Annotated in this window: 17 protein-coding genes; 10 read left to right on the forward strand and 7 right to left on the reverse strand. The window is 64.7% G+C overall.

All coding sequences use genetic code 11. The features are described 5' to 3' along the window. The first annotated feature begins 49 nt into the window (after positions 1–49). Complete coding sequence (locus HAP48_RS27780; protein ID WP_166208592.1) at positions 50–2,311, forward strand: calcium-binding protein; 2,262 nt, start codon at positions 50–52, stop codon at positions 2,309–2,311. A gap of 26 nt (positions 2,312–2,337) precedes the next feature. On the opposite strand, the gene HAP48_RS27785 is transcribed toward HAP48_RS27780, so the two are convergent. Then, positions 2,338–3,777: a helix-turn-helix domain-containing protein gene (locus HAP48_RS27785; RefSeq protein ID WP_166208589.1), complete on the reverse strand. Its 1,440-nt coding sequence runs from the start codon at positions 3,775–3,777 to the stop codon at positions 2,338–2,340. Between the two features lie 140 nt (positions 3,778–3,917). Between HAP48_RS27785 and HAP48_RS27790 the strand changes: the two genes are divergently transcribed. After that, positions 3,918–5,555 carry an isocitrate lyase gene (locus HAP48_RS27790; RefSeq protein WP_166208586.1) on the forward strand — a complete coding sequence of 546 codons (1,638 nt, stop codon included), beginning with the start codon at positions 3,918–3,920 and terminating at the stop codon, positions 5,553–5,555. 229 nt (positions 5,556–5,784) lie between these two features. Continuing rightward, positions 5,785–6,312 (forward strand): DUF4269 domain-containing protein, encoded by a 528-nt coding sequence (locus HAP48_RS27795; protein ID WP_166208583.1) that lies wholly within the window; start codon positions 5,785–5,787, stop codon positions 6,310–6,312. Positions 6,313–6,319: 7 nt separating this feature from the next. Here the strand turns inward: HAP48_RS27795 and HAP48_RS27800 are convergent, their stop codons facing one another. From HAP48_RS27800 to HAP48_RS27825, 6 genes are all read right to left on the reverse strand, one after another. Further along, entirely contained in the window at positions 6,320–7,558 is a 1,239-nt protein-coding gene (locus tag HAP48_RS27800; RefSeq protein WP_166208580.1) for a PepSY-associated TM helix domain-containing protein, read from the reverse strand. Then, a complete protein-coding gene (locus tag HAP48_RS27805; protein WP_166215936.1) occupies positions 7,558–9,885 on the reverse strand; it encodes a TonB-dependent siderophore receptor in 2,328 nt (775 codons plus the stop codon). The genes HAP48_RS27800 and HAP48_RS27805 overlap by 1 nt, the downstream gene beginning before the upstream one ends. Positions 9,886–10,163: 278 nt before the next feature. After that, entirely contained in the window at positions 10,164–10,397 is a 234-nt protein-coding gene (locus tag HAP48_RS27810) for a hypothetical protein (RefSeq protein ID WP_166208577.1), read from the reverse strand. Positions 10,398–10,608: 211 nt separating this feature from the next. Then, positions 10,609–11,535, reverse strand: coding sequence for an acyl-CoA thioesterase (locus HAP48_RS27815; protein WP_166208574.1), 927 nt, complete (start codon positions 11,533–11,535; stop codon positions 10,609–10,611). Beyond that, complete coding sequence (locus HAP48_RS27820; protein ID WP_166208571.1) at positions 11,535–12,650, reverse strand: Rv3169 family protein; 1,116 nt, start codon at positions 12,648–12,650, stop codon at positions 11,535–11,537. Before HAP48_RS27820 ends, HAP48_RS27815 begins: the two co-directional genes overlap by 1 nt. Positions 12,651–12,704: 54 nt before the next feature. After that, a complete protein-coding gene (locus HAP48_RS27825; RefSeq protein ID WP_166208568.1) occupies positions 12,705–13,928 on the reverse strand; it encodes an ABC transporter substrate-binding protein in 1,224 nt (407 codons plus the stop codon). 202 nt (positions 13,929–14,130) lie between these two features. Between HAP48_RS27825 and HAP48_RS27830 the strand changes: the two genes are divergently transcribed. The 7 genes from HAP48_RS27830 to HAP48_RS27860 all read left to right on the forward strand — a co-directional run bounded on the left by HAP48_RS27830 (position 14,131) and on the right by HAP48_RS27860 (position 20,974). Then, complete coding sequence (locus HAP48_RS27830) at positions 14,131–15,684, forward strand: acyl-CoA synthetase (RefSeq protein WP_166208565.1); 1,554 nt, start codon at positions 14,131–14,133, stop codon at positions 15,682–15,684. Further along, positions 15,654–16,754: a phosphotransferase family protein gene (locus HAP48_RS27835; RefSeq protein ID WP_166208562.1), complete on the forward strand. Its 1,101-nt coding sequence runs from the start codon at positions 15,654–15,656 to the stop codon at positions 16,752–16,754. The genes HAP48_RS27830 and HAP48_RS27835 overlap by 31 nt, the downstream gene beginning before the upstream one ends. Then, a complete protein-coding gene (locus tag HAP48_RS27840; protein WP_166208559.1) occupies positions 16,751–17,260 on the forward strand; it encodes a hypothetical protein in 510 nt (169 codons plus the stop codon). The genes HAP48_RS27835 and HAP48_RS27840 overlap by 4 nt, the downstream gene beginning before the upstream one ends. Positions 17,261–17,446: 186 nt before the next feature. Next, positions 17,447–18,706: an aromatic ring-hydroxylating oxygenase subunit alpha gene (locus HAP48_RS27845; RefSeq protein ID WP_166208555.1), complete on the forward strand. Its 1,260-nt coding sequence runs from the start codon at positions 17,447–17,449 to the stop codon at positions 18,704–18,706. Next, positions 18,706–19,203, forward strand: a complete 498-nt coding sequence (locus HAP48_RS27850) for an aromatic-ring-hydroxylating dioxygenase subunit beta (protein ID WP_166208552.1) — start codon at positions 18,706–18,708, stop codon at positions 19,201–19,203. Before HAP48_RS27845 ends, HAP48_RS27850 begins: the two co-directional genes overlap by 1 nt. Positions 19,204–19,428: 225 nt before the next feature. Further along, positions 19,429–20,223 carry an enoyl-CoA hydratase/isomerase family protein gene (locus tag HAP48_RS27855; RefSeq protein ID WP_166208549.1) on the forward strand — a complete coding sequence of 265 codons (795 nt, stop codon included), beginning with the start codon at positions 19,429–19,431 and terminating at the stop codon, positions 20,221–20,223. Position 20,224: 1 nt separating this feature from the next. Beyond that, the gene (locus HAP48_RS27860) at positions 20,225–20,974 is read left to right on the forward strand and encodes an SDR family NAD(P)-dependent oxidoreductase (RefSeq protein WP_166208546.1); all 750 of its coding nucleotides are present in this window, start codon (positions 20,225–20,227) and stop codon (positions 20,972–20,974) included.

Here is a 20,974-nt window from a genome sequence, read left to right on the forward strand (position 1 = left end):
GCGCGGAAGCCAACACACCTGCATTGGCAACCGGTCCGAGCCCACGATCATGACAAACTACAACTTCTACAAGATCGATATTCCCGGCGGGTACGGCAGCAACGGCTTTGTCTATATCAGCATCGATGGTGTCGATGCCTCAGGGCTTGCGGTCGGTAACGTCGGCGATATGGACGGCGATTGGCACGGCATTACGGCCGCCCATAACGGTTCGGTCACCCTCTACGATCCCCCGGCATCGAGCAACCAGACGGATGTTGTCGGTGTCACGTCGTCCGGCGAGCTTTATGGCGATTTCACCGACTGGTCGAACATACAACACGGCTTTATCGAGAGTGGCGGCGTCACGACGACGATCGACTTTCCCTTTGCCGCCACCACCGTTATCTCGGGCATCACCGCAACTGGCGAGCTATTCGGCAGCTATGTCGGCACGTTCACCGGCGTTCACGGATTCCTCGACGACAACGGCTCGTTCGAGACGATCGACGATCCCCTGGCAACGTCAACGTCGGTATTCGGCGTCAATGCGTCCGGCGTCATCGTCGGAACGATCACGGATGCCAGCGGGACACATGCCTTCTTCAACAACAACGGCACCTTCACCGCGCTCTATCCGCCCGGATCCTATTCGAGCAGCGCAGTCGGCGTCACCGCCTCCGGCGAGGTGGTGGGCACCTATGAGACCAGCTCCAACGCCCAATACGGGTTCGTCTACAATAACGGTGCTTACACAACGATAGCCGGCCCCGGCTCGACCTATACTTCCATTTCCTATGTCGGCGACAACGGCGAGATCGCCGGCTATTACGCCGAAGCCAGCGGCCATCTGGATGGTTTCCTGGATCAGGGCGGGGTGTTCACGACCGTCGATGTCCCGGGCGCCACCGACACCGAAATCCTCGGGGTCAACGCCGCCGGCGAGATCTATGGCGACTACAATGATTCCACCGGTCAGCACGGCTTCGTCGGCATTCCAGGACCGCAAGTCGTTGCCTCCAATGTGACCGCGACCCACGGCGAGACGTTTGCGATGTCGAGCCTGTTGAGCGCCAGCGATCCGACCGGCGCGGGGATCGCGGAATATGTGGTGTACGACACTGGCAGCGGCGGCGCGCAGATTCTCGTGAACGGAATTGCGCAGCCGAGCCAGACCGATCTCTATCTGACGCCGGCGCAACTCGCGCAGACCACGTACCGATCCGGCTCCGGCGCCGATGTCATCTGGGTCGAGGCTTCTAATGGCTCGGAGTGGAGCCCTTGGGCGATCTTTCAGGTCTCGGCTCCGGTCGATACCGGGCCGGTGGTGACGGTCTCGAACCTGGCCTGGACGTCCGGCGAAACCTTCGCCGCAACATCACTGTTCTCCTACAGCGATCCGTTCGGCAGCCCGGCCACCGAATACGAAGTTTGGAATGCAGCGACCAATGACGGGGAATTCGAGCTCAATGGCACACCACTGCCTGCGAACCAGGACAACATCGTCACGCCGGCGCAGCTTTCGCAGCTGAGCTATGTCACGGATTCAGCCAGCGACATCGTGTGGGTGCGCGCCAATGATGGCACCGTCTGGGGGCCGTGGACGCAGGCCGGCGGCAACGCCAACGACGTCTTCTACGCAGGATCGGCCAGCGACCTCATCGAGGCCGGCAACGGCAACGACACCTTCTATGGCGGCTCCGGCAATTCGACGATGTATGGCGGCACGGGCAACGACGTCTATGTCGGCGGCAGCGGCGAGAGCCTCGAGGTCGGCCGCGGGACCGCAACATCGCTGGATTATTTCTATCTTTCCAGCGCTGCGGGTTCGGAAGCTTTCGGCGGGCCTGCCGGCGAAGACGTCTTCGTCGCGGGCCCGAACGGCTCGGTGATGATCGGCGAAGGCGCCACCAACTTCATGTACGGCGCCGCGGGCGGCAACAACTACTTCTACGGCGGTTCCGGCGATAGCGAGTTTTTCGGCGGCAGCGGCGTCGACGTCATGATCGGCGATTCCGGCAGAGACTATTTCGATGGCGGCACCGGCGTGAACTATTACTTCGGCGGCGCCGGCGGTGGTCCCGGCAGTGGCATCGGCGTCGACACATTCAACATCAGCCAGGGCGGCATCGACGTCGTGCAGGACTGGACCGAAGGCAAGGACACCGTGCAGCTCAACGGCTCGGGCTTTCACTCCTTCTCCGACGTCCTGTCGCATTCGTACCAGAACGGCGCCTATTTCGTGGTTCAGGTCGATGCCGACACGGCGGTGTGGCTGAACGGAGCGACCGCCGCGACCGTGACGGCAAGCGATTTCAGGATCGGAAGCTAGCGCGCTTTCGAACGAAATGGGTACCGTCAATCCGCCGAGAACCCGAACGGAACGCTCGAGGTTCTGAAATCGTCGGGAAGAATCTCGCGTCCGATCGGTGGCGCCGCCCGCGCCGCGCATCGCGGCCGATGGCAGACACGGCATGCGACGCCGATCGGCGTGGGCTCATCGGCGTTCGGCCCCTGTCCGTCGCGGGTGTAGATCAGTTGCCCCGCATATTCGGCCGCGCAGCCGATCGCGATGGCGCGCTCGACGCGGATTGCGCCGAACGCGCCGCCGCCGGCGGTCACCGTGCGGGCAATCGAAAAGAACCGCTGTCCATCGGGCAATTCCAGCCATTGCGTGACGATCTGCCGTGGCGTCTTGAAGATGCCGTGCACCGACCACAGCGGACATGCGCCGCCGTGCTTTGCGAACGGGAAGCCGGCGCCATCGAGCAGCTTGGAAATGTTGCCGGCCGGATCGACGCGGATCAGGAAGAACGGAACCTTCTCGAGCCCCGGCCGCTGCAAGGTCGTGACACGGTGCGCGGTCTGCTCGAAGCTGGTGCCGAATTGACGCGCCAGCGCCTCCAGATCGTAGCGGCGCGTCTCGACCGCCTTCGCAAACACCGAGTAGGGCATGATGAGCGCGGCGGCAGCGTAGGCTCCAAGCGCGCGGCGGGCCAGCAGCTCGGCGCTCTTGGAGGTGAACTTGCCGGCTTCCACCGCGGCGCTGATCTCGTCTTCCAGTTCGAGATAGGCCAGTTGCTTGGCCAGCTGAAAATTGAGGCCGGCGGTATCGAGCGAGTCCTCGATCAGCAATTGCCGGCGATGAAGGTCCAGCCGCCTGACCGAGCCGAGCATGACGTTGGGCGGCAGATAGCGAACCTGCAGGTTATGACGCTGGCGCAGCCGTTCGATAAATCCGGCAGGTCCGGCCGGTTCATGGGCGAGGCGCTCGGCCGCATCGTCGAGGCTGGCGAAATTGTTGCGGCGTGCGGCCAGAAATCGCCTGACCTCCGCCACGGGATCGTTGGCGTCAAAATTCTCCTGACCCGGAAATGATGCGGCGCCTGCCAGGTCCGGCGCGCTGCGTTCCGCCAGCGCCAGCTGCTCCTCGCGATAGGCGGTGTAGAGACGCAGGAACGCTTCCGTCATTCCGGGATAACTGACCGCGAGGTCGCTGACTTCGAGCGTGGGGATGTCGATGTCGGCAAACATCGGTTCCTTCAGGACGGACTGCATGCGCGCGGTGTGGTCGGCGCCGCCGTCGCCGGCGAGATCGGCCAGATCGATCTTGTAGGTGCGGGCCAGGCGAAGCAGCATGTCCGCCGTCACCGGCCGCTGATTGCGCTCCAAAAGCGCGACATAGGGGGCGGAGATTTCGAGATCGGCCGCCATGTCGGCCTGGGTCAGGCCCAGGTCGCGCCGGAGCCTGCGCAGTCGTGGTCCCATGAAGACGGAACGGGCGCTCGACGTTGCCATCGCCTAATCCATTGTAAGAGTCTTACAACAATACATTGGTTTCTTGTAAGTTATGACAAGTTTTCCGCGCCAGGTCTAGCTCCCGGTGAGGCCACGCTTACAAAGAGACCAGTTATTTCGTCACCGAAGGGATCACGGACATGAACTTCCAACCGCGCGGGATCAGCGACCGGGCCATCCAGGGACCGGCTTCGTATCAGAGCGAGATCGAGGCGGCCGAAGCGCTGCTCAAGGACAAGGACACCTGGAACGGCGTCACCGCCGAAGCCGTGGCGCGCATGCGCCTGCAGAACCGCTTCAAGACCGGTCTCGACGTCGCTCGCTACACGGCTGCGCTGATGCGCGCCGACATGGCCGCCTATGATGCCGACAGCACCAAGTACACCCAGTCGCTCGGCTGCTGGCACGGCTTCATCGCCCAGCAGAAGCTGATCTCGGTCAAGAAGCACTTCGGCAATACCGATCGCCGTTACCTCTACCTCTCCGGCTGGATGATCGCGGCGCTGCGCTCCGAGTTCGGCCCGCTGCCCGATCAGTCGATGCATGAGAAGACCTCGGTGCCGGCCCTGATCGAGGAGCTCTACACCTTCCTGCGCCAGGCGGATTCCCGCGAGCTGAACGACATCTTCCGCGCGCTCGATGCGGCCCGCAAGGAAGGCGACAATGCGAAGGAAAAGGCGCTGATCGAAAAGATCGACAACTTCCAGACCCACGTCGTGCCTGTGATCGCCGACATCGACGCCGGCTTCGGCAATGCCGAGGCGACCTATCTGCTCGCCAAGAAGATGATCGAGGCGGGTGCCTGCGCCCTGCAGATCGAGAACCAAGTCTCCGACGAAAAGCAGTGCGGCCACCAGGACGGCAAGGTGACCGTGCCGCACGAGGTGTTCATCGCGAAGATCCGCGCCTGCCGCCATGCGTTCCTCGAGCTCGGCGTCGAGGATGGCGTCATCGTGACCCGCACCGACTCGCTCGGCGCCGGCCTGACGCAGCAGATCGCCGTGAGCCACAAGCCCGGCGACCTCGGCGACCAGTACAACAGCTTCCTCGATTGCGAGGAAGTGACGGCCGCAAACGCGCGCAATGGCGACGTCATCATCAACCAGAACGGCAAGATGATGCGTCCGAAGCGGCTGCCCAGCAACCTCTACCAGTTCCGTCCCGGCACTGGTGCGGATCGCTGCGTGCTCGACAGCATCACCTCGCTGCAGAACGGCGCCGACCTGCTGTGGATCGAGACCGAGAAGCCGCACATCGAGCAGATCGCCAGCATGGTCGATCGCATTCGCAAGGTCATTCCGAACGCGAAGCTGGCGTACAACAACTCGCCGTCCTTCAACTGGACCCTCAACTTCCGTTGGCAGGTCTACGACGCTATGAAGGAAGCCGGCAAGGATGTCAGCAAGTACAATCGCGCCGAACTGATGAAGGCGGAATACGACGGCACGCCGCTCGGGATCGAAGCGGACGAGCGTATCCGCACCTTCCAGGCCGATTCAGCCAAGCGCGCCGGTATCTTCCACCATCTGATCACGCTGCCGACCTATCACACGGCGGCGCTGTCGACCGACAATCTCGCGCGGGAGTATTTCGGCGAGCAGGGCATGCTTGGCTACGTCAAGAACGTGCAGCGTGCGGAAATCCGTCAGGGCATCGCCTGCGCGAAGCATCAGAACATGGCGGGCTCCGACATCGGCGACGATCACAAGGAGTACTTCGCCGGTGAGGCTGCCCTCAAGGCGGGCGGCGCCCACAACACGATGAACCAGTTCGGCTAGTCGATCGAACGGATCATTCTCTAATATCGGCTGGACGGGCTGGCTTGCGAGCAGCCTCCCTGTCCGCCGACGACGGGGCGATTTTCGACCACGGTGACGCGGTCGAGATCGCCCCGCAACGTTTTACAAAGGCGTTCCCGCCAGGCTTCCGCCCTTGTTCCGCCCTTGGCAGAGGCTCCCGCATTCCGCGCGAGCGTGGTATTTGCATTGCCGCGATCTCGGGGACGCGATGAGTGTCGGGCACTACGCATCCGCCGTCACCAACTCCGCTGTGATGGAACTGCTCAGGCCGTTCGATCCGCGCATCGTCGGAACGCTGCCGCTCGGCCTTGCCGTGCCGGGCAGCGACATCGATATCGTCTGCCATGCGCCCGATCCGAACGCTTTCGCGGAAATCGTCTGGACCCATTATCAATCGGCCGATGATTTCGTCCTCTACCGATGGACCTCGGGACCACGGCCGGCGATTGCCCGCTTTGTGTGGGATGGCTGGCCGTTCGAGCTGTTCGGTGAGCAGCGTCCGGTGGAGCAGCAGCCGGGCTGGATCCATTTCGAGGTCGAACGACGGCTGCTTGCTCTCGACGATGGGCGGCTGCGGCGAGCCGTCGGCAGGTTGAGGGCATATGGCCTCAAGACCGAGCCTGCCTTTGCCGCCGTGCTCGGGATATCCGGCGATCCCTATCGCGGATTGCTCGAACTCGCGGCCGAAACGGACGCCGAGTTGCGCGCACGGCTCGCGGCGTGCGGCCTCGGCTGATCGCGGTTCATTCGCCCGGAACGAGGTGACCCACCGGCTGCCGCGCGAGGCGGCGGTGCCTGCGCCGGGACATATAGAGCAGGAGACCGGTCACGGTGAATAGCGGCATCATGGCGGCGGCCAGCATGAAGGCGAGCTTGCCGGGCCACCCCAGGATGGCGCCGCGGTGGATGTCGAGCACGCCGGCGAGGATGCGCTCGCCGAACGTCTTGTCGGCGTAGCGATCCGCTGAGATCACGCGTCCGGTGACGGCTTCGATGCGGAATTCGTCACGCACGCTCTCAAGCGACGAATCAGGCAGCCATGACCGTACGCGCACCGCCGTGCCCGCACCGGCCGGCATTGTCAGGAGGGCCCTGCCGTACTGGTCGCCTTCCTGCGCCAGGAATGCCGTCCAGACCCGGTCGAAGGTAAGCGCCTTGGCCTCGCCGTTCGGATCGGAGGCCCGCTTGTCATTCCCTGGGTTTGCCCTGGCATCCGCCTTGCCGTCGGCTGCGGCCCCGCGCGGCTGCTTGGGCTGCATCGCGGCCGTCGTCGTTACGGGTCGCGCCAGCAGCCAGTTGGCGCCGGCCTTGTACCATTCGAACGAGTACCACAGGCCGGTCAGCGTCATCACCAGATAGACCGGCAGCACCCAGGTGCCGATCACGGCGTGCAGCGAACGATGCAGGCCGCGTCCGCGCAGTCCGAGGTTTGGCTTCAGCCACATCTTCACGCTGCGTGCGCGATGCGGCCAGCGCAGTACGAGGCCTGATATCAGCATCACGATCAGGCAGATCGCGGCGGTGCCGGTGATCTTGCGGCCGATGCCATTGCCGTCGCCGGGCAACAGCAGCCAACGATGCAGCTTGCGGACGGTGGCGAAAAAGTCCTCAGCCCGCGGCGACCCGAGCACATGTCCGTCATAGGGGTCGACATAGACCGAGGACGGTCGTGCGCCGCCTTCGCTGCGCGCGAAGCGGATGCGTACGGCCGCTGACGGGTCGCTCGCCATCGTCACGGCGGAGGCCCTGCCGAAGTCGCCGGCCGACTGCAACCGTGCGACCAGCTCATCCGGTGTCAGCCGCCGCGTCGCACTGGCGTCGACGCGCATGATGTGGCTGTTCAGGCTGGCCTCGATCTCGTCCTCGAACGCCATCGTCGCGCCGGTGATGCCGACCACGGCCCAGAGCAGCGCCAGCGCGAGGCCGGCGAGAGAATGGACCTGCAACAGCGCGGCCTTGATTGGGCGTCGGACATCACTCATCAGAATTTCACCGTCGCCGACAGCGAGAAGCGCCGCGCGTCGCCCATCGCCACCGTGAGAATGCTGTTGGCGGAAGGATAATAGACGGTGTCGAACAGGTTCTTGACGTTGAACTGGTAGATCACCGGGAAGGTCTGGACCTTGGTCTCGTAGGTCGCAAAGACGTCCGCCACCGTATAGGCCGGCAGCACGAAACTGTTGGCGGCGTCGCCCGGCCGGTCGCCGACATAACGCGCGCCGCCGCCGAGACGAAGCCGGCCGGGCAGCGCCGTGCCGAAATCGTAGACGAGGTAGAGCGAGGCGGTGTTGAGCGCAACGTTCTGCAGTGCCTTGCCGGCGAGCGTCGGATCTTCGGTCACGCGCGCATCGGTGTAGCCGTAGCTGCCGATCATGCTCCAGTTGTCGGTGAGCCGGCCGGTGACGTCGAGCTCGACGCCGCGCGAGCGGACCTTGCCGGCCGTGCGGTACTCGACGATGCTGGTCGCGGGATTGAACTGCGAGACCAGCACGTTCTTCTTGTCGATGTCGTAGAGAGCAAGCGTGCCGGAGATCCGCTTGTTGTAGTCGAACTTGACGCCGGTCTCCCACTGGGTGCCCTCTTCGGGGGCGATGTTGGAGCCGATCACGACGCCGCCGGTGAGCGGCGCGATGGTCGAGGTCGGCTTCAGCGATTGGGTGTAGCTCGCGTAGAGCGAGACTTCGTCGGTGAGTTTGAGAATGGCGCCGCCGAGCGGCAACGCCTTGTCCTGCGAGACATTGGTGTTGGTGATGAAGGGCCGGCCCTTGCCTGCGAGCTGGTCGTAATCCATGTAGCGCACGCCGCCGACCAGCGCGAAGCGTTCGGTCAGATGCAGCGTGTCCTGGAAGAACAGCGACCACTGGCCGAGCTTGTCGGTTTGCGCGCTGTCGGCGGCGGACACCGTGGTGCCCGGCGTGATCAGCCCGTAGACCGGATTGTAGAAGTTGAAGCTCGGCGTCGCCTGCCGGATCAGATTGTCGCGGTAGATCGTGCGATACTGGGCATCGCCGCCGAACAATATCTCGTTGCGGAAATTGCCGAGCCAGACATTGCCCTGCAAATAGGAGGTGCCGTAGCTCGCATTGCTGAGCGAGCCCTGCGTGCCGTCATTGCTGCGGGTCTCGACGCCGGTCGTGGCATTGACGCCGGTGATGCGGAGCTGGTTGGCGCTGAAGGTCTCGGTGTTGTAGCTGTAGGCGGCGAACAGCTTCCAGTCCTGGTTCAGGCGGTGCTCGACCGAGGCCTGCATCAGGTCGGAGGTTCCCCACATGTTGTTGAAGGGCTCGTCGAGCCGGCGCGTCGCGGGGATCGCCAGCGGTGCATTGTTGACGAACGCGGTGCCGCGATCGAACGGCGTGATGAATTCGCGGTGCTCGTAATTGAGCTGGACCGTGGTGTTCTCGCCATACCAGGCCAGCGACGGCGCGACCAGCATCTCGCGGTGGCGGCCGAAATTGCGCCAATAGTCCTCGCTCACGCCATAGCCGATGAAGCGATATGCGAGGCCGCCATTGCCGATCGGGCCGGTGACGTCGATGGTGCCGTCGGCGCCGGTCTTCGAGTTGGCGTAGGTCGAGCCGAGCAGGGTCACCGAGCCATGCTGATAGAGCTCGGGGCGCTTGCTGATCGTGTTGACGATGCCGCCGGGATCCATGATGCCGTAAAGCAGCGACGCCGGGCCCTTCAGCACCTCGACGCTCTCGACCGACGCATTGAGGCTGCGGCCCTGCACCAGCGGCATGCCGTTGCGCATGATCGAGCCGTCGCGATTGTCGCCGAAGCCGCGGCGCATCACCGCGTCCTGGGTGCCGGCCAGTGTGTTGGCCTGGGTGACGCCGCTGACATTGGCGAGCGCCTCATCGAGGTTGCGCGGCAGCTGGTCCTTCAGCACCTGCTCCGGCACGACGTTGACGGTTTGCGAGGTGTCGAGCGGCGAGGCGCCGCTGCGGAGCGTGGTCGCGCTCGGCATCGCGCGATAGTGCAGCTTGGCTTCGTTGAGCACTGCGGCGGCCGCCGCGGCCCGCTCCGACGGCGTCGGTGGCGCCGGCTGGGCATTCCGCGTGCGCTGCCGTGCCGCGGCGGCCGCCTGCGTCCGCTGCACCGATCTCGCCGAATTGGCCGCAGGTTTGCGCTTCTGCGTCGGCTGATCGACAGTGACAGGCGGCAACGGGACGCTTGATTGCGCGTTTGCCTGCGTCACCGCGGCGGAGATATCGGTGAGCAGGAACGCTGCACCGATCAACAGATGGGTGCGGCCCTTGTCGGCGGCATTTCGACGGTCGCCGACAACGCGGCCATCAGCATTCACAGGCACTCTGGTACTTCCGATTCACGCGAGCATGTTCACGCCGCGCCTCTAGCAGCCGCCGCGCGCGAAAAGAACCGGAGCAGACTTGAATCTCTCTAACTGGATTGGATTTGAATCGTTCTAAGAAACAGCAAGGCTCGCGTGTCTGCGCGAGCCCTGCACCTCATGGATCGATTGTTGCGTCATTGCGTCAAACGCTACGCGATTATGACAAGAGGCTCCCGACCCGCCGTCGCTTCAGCCTCAAGCGTTTTGCCAGCCGCGCCTCGCGCGAAGCCTCACGACATCGCCAGGCTGACGGGCGCCGAGCCGACCACGCCCGTGCTCACGCCGTCGCGCGCCATCGATTCGATTGCGCTCCAGTTCTCGCGAAAGATCCGCGCCGCCTCGTTGGCGCTTTCCGCCTGGATTGTCAGACTGCACGCGCGTCTCGCGCCGTTGCTGGCAAGCTGGAAGTAGAGAACATATCCAGACGAATCCGCGCTCCGTGCGCCCGACGGTGCCTGCTGCATGTCAGTTTTCCCCGATAGTGTTTTTGTTGCGCCACCTGCGGGCAGGATTTGACAGAGATGCGGCACAGTCGTGATGCAAGACGCGCAATCTGCACGATCGCGCATTTTGTTTGCGTGTGTTGCCGGGATTCAACAGGCGATGGAACCGATGACGCGCGGTGGCTGCAATCCCGCCGCGGTCACGGCGCCCGCTCAACTGTCCCGGCGTGACCTACGCATCGCCATCCGGATGCACCATCAGGGTTTCCTGGATCGAGGTCGCAAGCATCGATCCATCGCGGTCATGGACGCGCGCGATCGACAATCCGCGGCCGCCATCGGCGCAGGGGCTCTCGGTTTCGACATGCATCCAGGCGTCGGGTGAAAATGCGCGATGAAACCAGATGCAATGGTTGAGGCTCGACAGATAGAGCGGCGCGCGCGACTGCAGGTCGCGGAGATGGCCGCCGACGCTGGAGAAGTTGAGCCACCAGTCCGAGAGATAGGCGAACACCGCGGCCTGGGCGCGGGAACCTGTCGTGAGTGGTTGCCTGCATCTGATCCAGAAGCGCAGGCGCGGCTCAGCCGTCGCGGCCGAGAGCTGACGTTCGATCTCGGGGATCCGGAAATCCATGCTCGGCTTGATGTACGGGGAGTAGGGACCGAGCGGCCGCAGCTGCGCTATCAGCGCGTCAGGGATCATGGTCAGATCGGGTAGGCTTTCGGGGTCCTCCGATGGTGCGAACGGCACGGCGTGCCGCGGACCCGGCTGCGGCGCGCAGAACGTGGCCTGCGCGCTCAGCACCGTCCGCCCTTGGCTCTGGGTGCCGACGATTTGGCGCGAGGAGAACCGCTTGCCGTCCTGCAGGATGTCGGCGTCAAAGGTGATGCGCCTGCCAGGATCGGCGCCGCGCAGGAACACGAGCTGCAGCATCGCCGCAGGGCGATCTTCGGGCGCGCCGAGGGTCCCGGCCATCATCGCCTGACCGAGGATCTGGCCGCCATAGGAGCGGCCGTTGAGATTGCCGTCGCCGAACCGGCTGCGATAGCGCAGCGGCGCGATGGTCTCGAGCGAGACCAGCGCCTCGGCCGCCTTGTGGTCCCACGGATCGCACGCGGCTTCACTCTCCTCCGCGGCGCGGATGCCTTGTCCGTCCATCACATGGCCGGGAATTTCTGCGGTCCCGGATAGAGCGGATAGCCGGCGGCGACGCCGTATTCGCTGATGCCAAATCCGGTCTCGTTGCCGCTTTCGAGCCGGACGACATGGTCCGACAGCGTGCGCGCGACGGCGCGGGTTGCGGCGTCGTCGAGATTCCAGACGTCATGCGCAGCGTGGTCCTCGCCGCGGTCGTCGCCATGGGTCCAGCCTTGTAGCCCGCCATACATGCCGGCCTTGAGATAAAATCGCGTCGGCAGTCCGTGCATCCTGACGCGGCGCGGCTCGCCGCGCTCGAAGGCGAAGGTAAAGTCGGCTACCGCGATGGTCTGGCCGAGCGGATCGTCGGCCCATTCGATCTTGTGCTCGACCGAGGTCACCTCGCGATGCGACACCGATCCGTCGGCCTCCCGGCGGAACTCGGTGCCCGAGAGGTAATGCGGTTTGCCCGGCGTGCGCTCCTTGATGAAGATCGACAGCGCCGACTCCGGGAACTGGAACATCGACCAGGTCCAGAAGAAATTGCGATGGGTCGCAACCGGCGGCCGGGTCTCATCGGTGCGCATCTCCGAGCGCAGGCCCCAGGAGCGGTCGCGCTGGCCCCACCACAATTCGGGTTCGATGTTGGTGCGCTTGCCGTCGACCACGATCCAGCCGCGCCAGCGGCCAAACTGGGAGACGCGCGCGAGATCCTCCTCGACGACGCCGTTGCGCTCGCGAAAATTCTGCTTCTCCTGCGCCGCCGGAAAGCTCGCCTTGAACTCGAGCTGAAAGCTGATCCCGGAGGGATTGTCGGCGAGTGAGACCCGGTGCAGGCCCATGCCCTCGACGATCTCGATTTTCAGCCCGCCGACCTCGGTCTCCAGCGGGCGCGTCCCGAGCCGGCGCGAGGCGCGGAAATTGTGCTGGCGGCGGCCGACGGTGATGCCGGCAAAACCGTCCATCACGTTGCGGTTCGGGTAGTAGCCGAGCCCGATATCGATCAGCAGCTCGGAGCCGTCGATCGGATGCGCGGTGTACCAGTAGCGCTCGGTGAACCTGACGTCACCGCCGCCTGCCTTGGCAAACGGCTCGGGCGTCTGGTGGCCGATGAGATCGTCCTGGGCTGTCAGCATTGTTCTTGTCCTTGGTGTTTGAGCCGGTTCGGTCGGTGGATGCGCGGCGCGGGGTCAGTCCTTTGCCGGACCCGCGCCCACAATGTCGCCGAACAGCACCCAGGTCTTGCCGTCGAACCGGGCGAAGCGGCGTTCGGTGATCGCCGCGTAATCCTGCGGCGTGGTCTGGATGGTGATGCCCGGGAGCAGCATCGGCAGCTCGATGCCGCTCAGATTGGTGGCCTGCTTCAGCACGTTCTCCCGCGTGAGGTTGTCGCCGCAGCGCTGCAGGATGATCGCGCCGAGTTGCGCCGTGGTGTAGCCGGTCACCGCGATCACGTCGTTGGGGTCCATGCCCGGCATGTATTTCGCGGCGAAGGCGAGATAGTCGACCATGCCCTTGTCGCTGGCCCAGGCCGGATCGTTCGGCGTCTTGTAGGAGGTTGTGGTCAGGATGCCGGTCGAGGCCTCGATCCCTGCCGGCACCAGCACGCCGGCGATCGAATTCGCTGTCGAGCCGAGGAAGATCAGCGGCTTCCAGCCGAGCTCGTGGATCTTGCGGATCGCCATCGAGGCAAATTTGTTCTGCGCGGCGATCAGGATGGTATCGGCGCCGGAGGCCTTCAGATTGACGATCTGGGAGTCGATCGTCGGCTCGGTCGACTGATACATCGCCTCCTTGACGATCATGGTGTCAGCCTTGGCGCCGAGCCCTTCCTTCAGGCCGAGCACAAAGTCCTTGCCGATGTCGTCGGCCTGCAACAGCACGCCGATTTTCGCGTCCGGCTTCTCGCGCAACACATAGCGCGCGATGATCCGGGATTCGTTGACATAGGTCGGCGAGTAGGGCGTCGTCCACGGAAATTGCTTCGGATCGTTCCAGCGGGTGCCGCCGCTCTGCACCAGCAGATGCGGAACGCCGTTGCTGTTGAGATATTTCTGGATCGCGGCGTTGGTCGGCGTCCCGAACGGCGCCATGATCGCGAGCACCTTGTCGTTCTCGACCAGCGCGCGCGTCACCTCGACGGTCTTGGGTGGGCTATAGGCGTCGTCGCGGGTCACGAAATTGATGCGGCGGCCGTTGATGCCGCTCTTCTCGTTCAGCATCGTGAAATAGGCGAGCATGGTCTTCGGGAAGCTCGCATAGATCGACGCCGGGCCGCTGTAGGGCGCATTGGCGCCGAGCATGATCTCGGTGTCGCTGACCCCTGGACCATAGGCCTTCTGGGCGTCAGCCGTTCCGAGCGCACCGGTGAGCGCGAACGCCCACACTGCAAGCGTGACCACTGGCTTTCGCATCTTCCCCTCCCATGACGCCCTCTTTTGCGGGGCTGGTTGATCCGGCGATGGAAGCCTTCGAAGGCTTTACCCGTCGCACTGGCTGTGCAATAATAGACCGTCTGTCCGGATTATCAACTTAAATCTCTGGGCGGCATATCGGCTTCACGCAGGACGGAAACATCCGCGCGCGTGCGCGGCCGCATGACGGCGAGGAGGAAACATGAAGCTGACGCAGGCGCTGATCTCGGCGGTGCAGTTGCGCAAGGATGCGCCCGGCACCATCCATGCCGGACGGTCGCGGAGCTGGAAGGAGATCGGCCGGCGCGTCGCCTGTGCCGCGGGCGGGCTGCGGTTGCTCGGCATCGAGGCCGGCGACCGCGTCGCGATCCTCGCGCACAACAGCGATCTCTACATCGAGGCGCTCTATGCCATCGCCTGGGCCGGTGCGGTCGCGGTGCCGCTCAACACGCGCTGGGCGGTCGCCGAAAATGCCTATGCGATCGAAGACTCCACGCCAAAACTGCTGCTGGTCGACAAGGCCTTCGCCGAGATCGCGTCTGGGCTGGGCGGCGCCAAATCACTCACCGCGATGATCTATCTGGACGAAGGGCAGGTCCCCGACGGCATGCAGGGCTATGACGAGCTCGTTGCGCACGCGCCGATCGAGGATGCCTCCGGCGCCTACAACGATCTTGCGGGCATCTTCTACACCGGCGGCACCACCGGCTTTCCGAAGGGCGTGATGCTGTCGCATGCCAACATCATCTATGAATCGCTGGTCTGGATTTATGCGCTCCGTTTCCGCGAAGACACCAGGTACCTGCATTCGGCCGGCATGTTCCATCTGGCCGGCACCTCGCCGATGATCGCGCTGACGCTGGTGGGCGGCACCCATGTCACGATCCCGAAATTCGAGCCTGAATTGGCGATGAAGACGATCGCCGAGCACAAGGTCGATTACTGCCTGTTCGTGCCGACCATGCTGAACATGATGCTCAACCATCCATCGTTCGGCAGCTATGATCTGAGCAGCATCAGGGATTGCGAATATGGCGCCTCTCCGATGCCGGATGCGCTGCTGGTCAAGCTGATGCGCGCGCTCCCGAGCTGGCGCTTTCACCAGGGCTATGGCATGACCGAGAGCGCGGCGCTGGCGACGATCCTGCCATGGGAATATCACGCGCTGGAGGGGCCGCTGGCGGCAAAGCGCAAATCCGCCGGCCGGGCGGCGCCAGGTGTCGAAATCCGCATCGTCGATGCCGCGGGCAACGAGGTGCCGCGCGGCACGGTCGGCGAGATCGCGATCCGCGGTGCCGGCGTGATGCTCGGCTATTGGCGCAAGCCCGAGGAAAGCGCCCGCGTGTTGCGCAACGGCTGGCTGCATACCGGCGACGGCGCCTGGATGGACGAGGACGGTTTTGTCTATATCGTCGACCGCCTGAAGGACATGATCGTCTCCGGCGGCGAGAACGTCTATTCCGGCGAGGTGGAGAACGCCATCTTCCAGCATGAGCATGTCAGGGAATGCGCCGTGATCGCGGTGCCTGATCCGCAATGGGGCGAGGCGGTGCACGCCATCGTGGTGCCGAAGGACGGCGCGCGACTCGATCCGGAGACCGTGATCGCGCATTGCCGCACCCTGATCGCGGGCTACAAATGCCCGCGCTCGGTCGACATCCGTCTTGAGCCATTGCCATTGACCGGCTCCGGCAAGATCATGAAGTCGGCGCTGCGCGAGGAGAAGTGGCAGGGCTACACGAGGTCGGTCAATTGATGCAGGAGGCTGCAAAACGTTCCGACGATGTGCCGGGTGCCGGACCGGAGCCGGTTCGTCCGGTCTTGGTGAATGACGACGCGGTACGTTCGGCGCTTGCGCAGCATCTGTCGCGGATATCGGGACAGCGGACGGAGATCACGAGCTTCGGGCGCAAATCGTCGGGCTTCTCCTGGATCACCTATGCTTTCGTGGCTCGTTCCTCTGCTGAAGGAGACCGCAAGCTGATCCTGCGCGTCGGTCCGCCGAACGGGTTGTTTGCGCCTTACTCGGTGCTGCCGCAGGTCACTGCGCTGCAGTCGCTGGCCGGCACCGGCGTTCCGGTTCCGGCGCTGGTGTCCTCAGCGCAGGATGGCGCCGAGATCGGCTTTCCCTTCTTCATCTGTACGCATGTCGACGGCGACGTTCCCGCGCCCTGGGCGGCGAGCGAGCTCGATCCGGACCACAAGCGCGCGATCGCCCGGCAGTTCGTCGAGATCCTCGCCTCGCTGCACCGGATCGACGCAAGCACAACGCCCTTCGCATCGCTGCAGCAGGGCGGAGAACGCGCGGAGTTGCGCGCGATCGCCGGCTGGCGCGCCTCGCTCGCGCGGCCGACGGCGCGCTATTATCCGCTGCTCGATTGGGGCGGACGCTGGCTGTACGACAACTGCCCGCCGCCGCCGCGCCGCACCATCGTGCATGGCGACTACCGGATCGGAAATTTCATCGAGGATAGTGGACGGATCACTTCCATTCTCGATTGGGAGCTGACCCATCTCGGCGATCCCCATGAGGATCTGGCCTGGGCGATGATGCCGACCTTCAACGCCAGGAGCCGGAAGCTCTATGGCGTGCTCGAGCGCGCCGAGGTGATCGATCTCTATCAGCGCGCCTCCGGCATTCCGGTTTCGGACCGGAGCCTCGCATTCTACGAGGCCTATGCGCTGTACCAGGCAGCAGCGATCCAGATGTGCGCGGTGCGCGCCTTCGAGGTCGATCGCTTCAACGACATGCGGCTTGCGGTGATGGCAAGCCAGATGTCCTCGATCGTGCGGGCGTTCGAGCGCGCATTGGAGGCCGCGGCATGAGCGCATCTTTCGAGCGGCTGATCGACGGCATCATCGATGCCCTGCAAAGCCATGTGGTGCCGAACAGCAGCGATGATTTCGTCCGCGGGCAGGTGTTCTCCGCGATCTACGCCCTGAATGGCATCAAGCTCGCGGCCGACTGGAAGGCCGGGCCGCTGCTGGAACAGGTGCGTTTGCAGGACGACACCTTCGCGGCGGTCAGGCGATTGGCCGACGGCATGACGCATCCGGAGATTCCGGCGACGCCCCGCATCCAGGGCGAGACGTCCGACCCTGCCGCGATCGAGGCGTTGCGCGACGATGGCGACCGGCGGCTCGGTCAGCTTCTGCTCTGGGCCAGCGGCGAGGACGCGCGCGCGGCGGACCGCGACATCGCGATCGAGATAGAACGCCTGCTGCGGCGGGCGATCTGCGACCAGCTCAAGATCGAGCTCGCGACGACGCCGAAGTCGATGCTGCAGCAGATCGCTGGCAGCGAACGCGAAGGTGGTGCGGCGCAGGGCTGAGGCGGTCAGGCCGCCGACGACCGGGAATTGCATCTTTGCGCGCGGCCTTGCTGATGCGCGGCGTTCGCAAAGACGCTTGCCGGCCCGCGGTGACCGTGTTATTCATTGATCGAACGGTCGTTCGGATTATTATTGACGACCGGTGAAGGCATCCGCGGCAAGCGGCAGGCCGAGGGAGACGGAGCGATGAACATGATGACCGGCGTCTCGCCATGGGAACGGCTGATCCGGCCCGACCGGGTCCATGGATCGCTCTACACCGATCCCGAGATTTTCGAGGCCGAGCTCAAGAGCATCTGGTACCGGACCTGGGTCTATGTCGGCCACGAGAGCGAGGTGCCCAACGCCAACGACTACGTCGTCAAGTCGATCGGCCCGCAATCCGTGATCATGACGCGCGACGAGCGGGGCAAGGTCAATCTGCTGCTCAATCGCTGCTCGCATCGCGGCAACCAGGTCTGTTCCTTCGAGCGCGGCAATGCGCGCTCGTTCACCTGTCCGTTCCATTCCTGGACCTTCGCCAATGACGGCCGCCTTGTCGGCTATGCCTTCCCGGACGGCTACGAAGGACAGGACAAGTCGCAGCTCGCGCTCGGGCGGGTGACGCGGGTCGAGTCCTATCGCGGCTTCGTGTTCGGCTCGTTCGCGACCGATGGGCCGACGTTAAAGGAGCATCTCGGCGGCGCCGCCGAGACCATCGACCGCCTGGTGCGCACCTCGCCGGAGGGCGAGGTCGAGATCACCGCCGGCTTTCTCAAGCATCGCGTGAAAGCAAACTGGAAGTTCATCCTGGAGAACGAGTGCGACGGCTATCACCCGGCCTTCGTGCACACCTCGATCTTCGGCGTCGCCGACAGCATGATCGGCAAGCTCTATGGCGGCGCTTCGACCGCGTTGACGCGCGACTACGGCAATGGCCACACCGAGATCGACCTGCGGCCCGAGTTCCGCAAGCGCGACGCGCCGATGAGCTGGTTCGGCACCAGCGAGGAGCGCTTGCCGGACTATACGGCCCGGATGAAGGCCGCCTATGGCGACAACGCGGCGCGCGAGATCATGATCGACGGCACGCCGCATGTGATGATCTTCCCGAACCTGTTCATCGCCGAAATCCAGATGTTCGTGATCCAGCCGCTTGGCGTCGACGACAGCGTGCAGCATGTCACCGCGCTGCAATTCAAGGGCGCGCCCGATCTGAACCGAAGGCTGCGTCAGCAGACCATGGGCTCGGTCGGCCCGGCCGGCTTCCTGCTCGCGGATGACTCCGAGATGTACGAGCGCTGTCACCGCGGCGTGCTGGCGCGCAACCCGGAATGGATCTTCCTCGGCCGCGGCGAGAAGCGCCAGCGGCAGGACGAGCACGGCTTCACGGTCGGCCACGTCACCGACGAGGTGCCGTCACGCGGCATCTGGACCCATTATCGCAAGCTGATGGAGCCTGCCTGATGCTGTCGCGCGAGAGCAGCGCCACCTTGATGAGCGCGATCACCGCCTTCCTCTATCGCGAGGCGCGGCTGCAGGACGAGCATCGATACGAGGCCTGGGAAAAGCTCTGGACCGACGACGGCGTCTATTGGGTGCCGGCCAACGGCGCCGACATCGATCCGGAACGGCAGATGTCGATCATCTACGACAATCGCTCGCGGATCGCGCTGCGCGTCCGCCAGCTGATGACCGGCAAGCACTTCACCCAGACGCCGCAGTCGAACCTGCGCCGGCTCATTTCCAACATCGAGTTGATGGACCAGCAGCCGGAGGATGGCGACATCGCGGTCGCCAGCAACAGTCTCATTTTCGAATCGAGCCTGCGCGACGACACGCTGTGGGCGGCGCGTAATGAATACCGGCTGCGCCATGTCGATGGCGAATTGCGGATGGCCGCCAAGAAGGTCATCCTCGTCAACAACGACAAGGCGATCTACACGCTCTCGTTCCTGGTTTGAGATGAGTTTGCAACGCACCGTGCAGCGCACTCCACTTTACCTCGCCCCGCTTGCGGGGAGAGGTCGGAATGCATCGTTAGATGCATTCCGGGTGAGGGGTAGCCACCGCAAACGCTTCCATCGCCTTGTACGCGGAGACAGCCCCTCACCCCAACCCTCTCCCCGTAAGAACGGGGAGAGGGAGCGCAACATCGCTATTCGCCTCTATCTGAGGAAGGTCTCGCCATGATCGACAAAGGCCCCGTTCTGCTCGACATCACCGACGGCATCGCGCGGTTGCGGCTCAACCGCCCGGATGCGGCCAATGGCATGAGCGCCGAACTGTTGAGCGCGCTGTGCGACGCTATCATGGTCTGCCACGGCCATCCGGATCTGCGCGTCGTGGTGCTGAGCGGCGAGGGGGCGAATTTCTGCGCCGGCGGCGATGTCCGCGCCTTTGCCGCCAAGGGCGAGAAGCTGCCGGACTATATCCGGCAGGCCACCGCGTTTCTGCAGAATGCCGTGACCGGATTGCTGCGGCTCGAGGCGCCCGTCATCGCCTCGGTGCAGGGCTTTGCCGCGGGTGGCGGCGGCTTTGGCCTGGTCTGCGCTTCCGACATCGTGATCGCGGCGGAATCGGCAAAATTCCTCGCCGGCGCCACGCGGGTGGCGATGGCACCGGATGCCGGCGTCTCCGTCACGCTGTCGCGGCTGGTCGGCCTGCGGCGGGCGATGTCGATCCTGTTGACCAACCCGGTGATATCAGCAGCGGAAGCGCTGCAGATGGGTATCGTCACCAAGGTCGTGCCCGATGCGGAGCTTGCCGACGCCTCGCTGGCGCTGGCGCGCGAGCTTGCGGCCGGTGCGCCGAAGGCGCTGGCGGCGACCAAGCGGCTGGTTTGGGCCGGCACCGGCACCAGCATTGAGCAGTGTCTGTCGGAAGAGGCGCGCACGGTTGCCGAACTCTCGGGCATGGCCGATGCCCGCGAAGGGCTCGCCGCCGTGATCGAACGGCGCAAGCCTGTCTTCACGGGGCGCTGAGGTGGCGCCCCTGCCATTCGGGCGTCTCGATGGCCGCCGCGCCTTCGTCTCCGGCGGCGCGCGCGGCATTGGTGCGGCGATTGTCCGCAGCTTTGCCGGGGCCGGCGCCAGGGTCGTGATCGCCGATCTCGACGTCGCTGCGGCCTCGGAGCTCGCGCGCGAGACCGGCGCTGACGTTGCAGGACTTGACGTCAGCGATGCAACGGCGGTGCAGGCCGTGATGGCGCAGGACGGCCCGTTCGACATCGTCGTCAACAACGCCGGCATCGATCAGCATGCTTTCTTCACCGACACCACGGCGGAGGATTGGGCGCGGCTGATTGCGGTCAATCTCACCTCGGTGCTGGCCTGCACCCACGCTGCGCTGCCGGCGATGCAGGCGGCGCGGTTCGGCCGCATCATCAACGTCACCTCGGAGGCGGCGCGGCTCGGCTCCAAGGGCGGCGCGGTCTATTCCGCGGCCAAGGGCGGCGTGATCTCCTTCACCAGGAGCATCGCGCGAGAGAATGCGCGCTTTGGCATCACCGCGAACGCGATCGCGCCGGGGCCGATCCGCACGCCGATGCTGGAGCAGGCGGTGGCGAAGGGCGGCGACAAGATTTTGCAGGCGATGACCGGCGCGACGCTGCTCGGCCGCCTCGGCGAGCCGGAGGAGGTCGCTGCCGCCGCGCTGTTCCTGGCCTCCGATCAGGCCGCCTATATCACCGGCGAGACGCTCGGCGTGTCCGGCGGCATGGGCATCGGCGGCTGA

It is taken from the genome of Bradyrhizobium septentrionale (genome assembly GCF_011516645.4).
Classification (GTDB): Bacteria; Pseudomonadota; Alphaproteobacteria; order Rhizobiales; family Xanthobacteraceae; genus Bradyrhizobium; species Bradyrhizobium septentrionale.

Bases quoted from the DNA above. Each gene is read 5' to 3' on its own strand.
- HAP48_RS27790 (WP_166208586.1), top strand. From the start codon at position 3,918: ATGAACTTCCAACCGCGCGGGATCAGCGACCGGGCCATCCAGGGACCG.
- HAP48_RS27825 (WP_166208568.1), bottom strand. From the start codon at position 13,928: ATGCGAAAGCCAGTGGTCACGCTTGCAGTGTGGGCGTTCGCGCTCACC.
- HAP48_RS27810 (WP_166208577.1), bottom strand. From the start codon at position 10,397: ATGCAGCAGGCACCGTCGGGCGCACGGAGCGCGGATTCGTCTGGATAT.
- HAP48_RS27840 (WP_166208559.1), top strand. From the start codon at position 16,751: ATGAGCGCATCTTTCGAGCGGCTGATCGACGGCATCATCGATGCCCTG.
- HAP48_RS27845 (WP_166208555.1), top strand. From the start codon at position 17,447: ATGAACATGATGACCGGCGTCTCGCCATGGGAACGGCTGATCCGGCCC.
- HAP48_RS27820 (WP_166208571.1), bottom strand. From the start codon at position 12,650: ATGCTGACAGCCCAGGACGATCTCATCGGCCACCAGACGCCCGAGCCG.
- HAP48_RS27795 (WP_166208583.1), top strand. From the start codon at position 5,785: ATGAGTGTCGGGCACTACGCATCCGCCGTCACCAACTCCGCTGTGATG.
- HAP48_RS27780 (WP_166208592.1), top strand. From the start codon at position 50: ATGACAAACTACAACTTCTACAAGATCGATATTCCCGGCGGGTACGGC.
- HAP48_RS27785 (WP_166208589.1), bottom strand. From the start codon at position 3,777: ATGGCAACGTCGAGCGCCCGTTCCGTCTTCATGGGACCACGACTGCGC.
- HAP48_RS27830 (WP_166208565.1), top strand. From the start codon at position 14,131: ATGAAGCTGACGCAGGCGCTGATCTCGGCGGTGCAGTTGCGCAAGGAT.
- HAP48_RS27815 (WP_166208574.1), bottom strand. From the start codon at position 11,535: ATGGACGGACAAGGCATCCGCGCCGCGGAGGAGAGTGAAGCCGCGTGC.
- HAP48_RS27855 (WP_166208549.1), top strand. From the start codon at position 19,429: ATGATCGACAAAGGCCCCGTTCTGCTCGACATCACCGACGGCATCGCG.
- HAP48_RS27800 (WP_166208580.1), bottom strand. From the start codon at position 7,558: ATGAGTGATGTCCGACGCCCAATCAAGGCCGCGCTGTTGCAGGTCCAT.
- HAP48_RS27850 (WP_166208552.1), top strand. From the start codon at position 18,706: ATGCTGTCGCGCGAGAGCAGCGCCACCTTGATGAGCGCGATCACCGCC.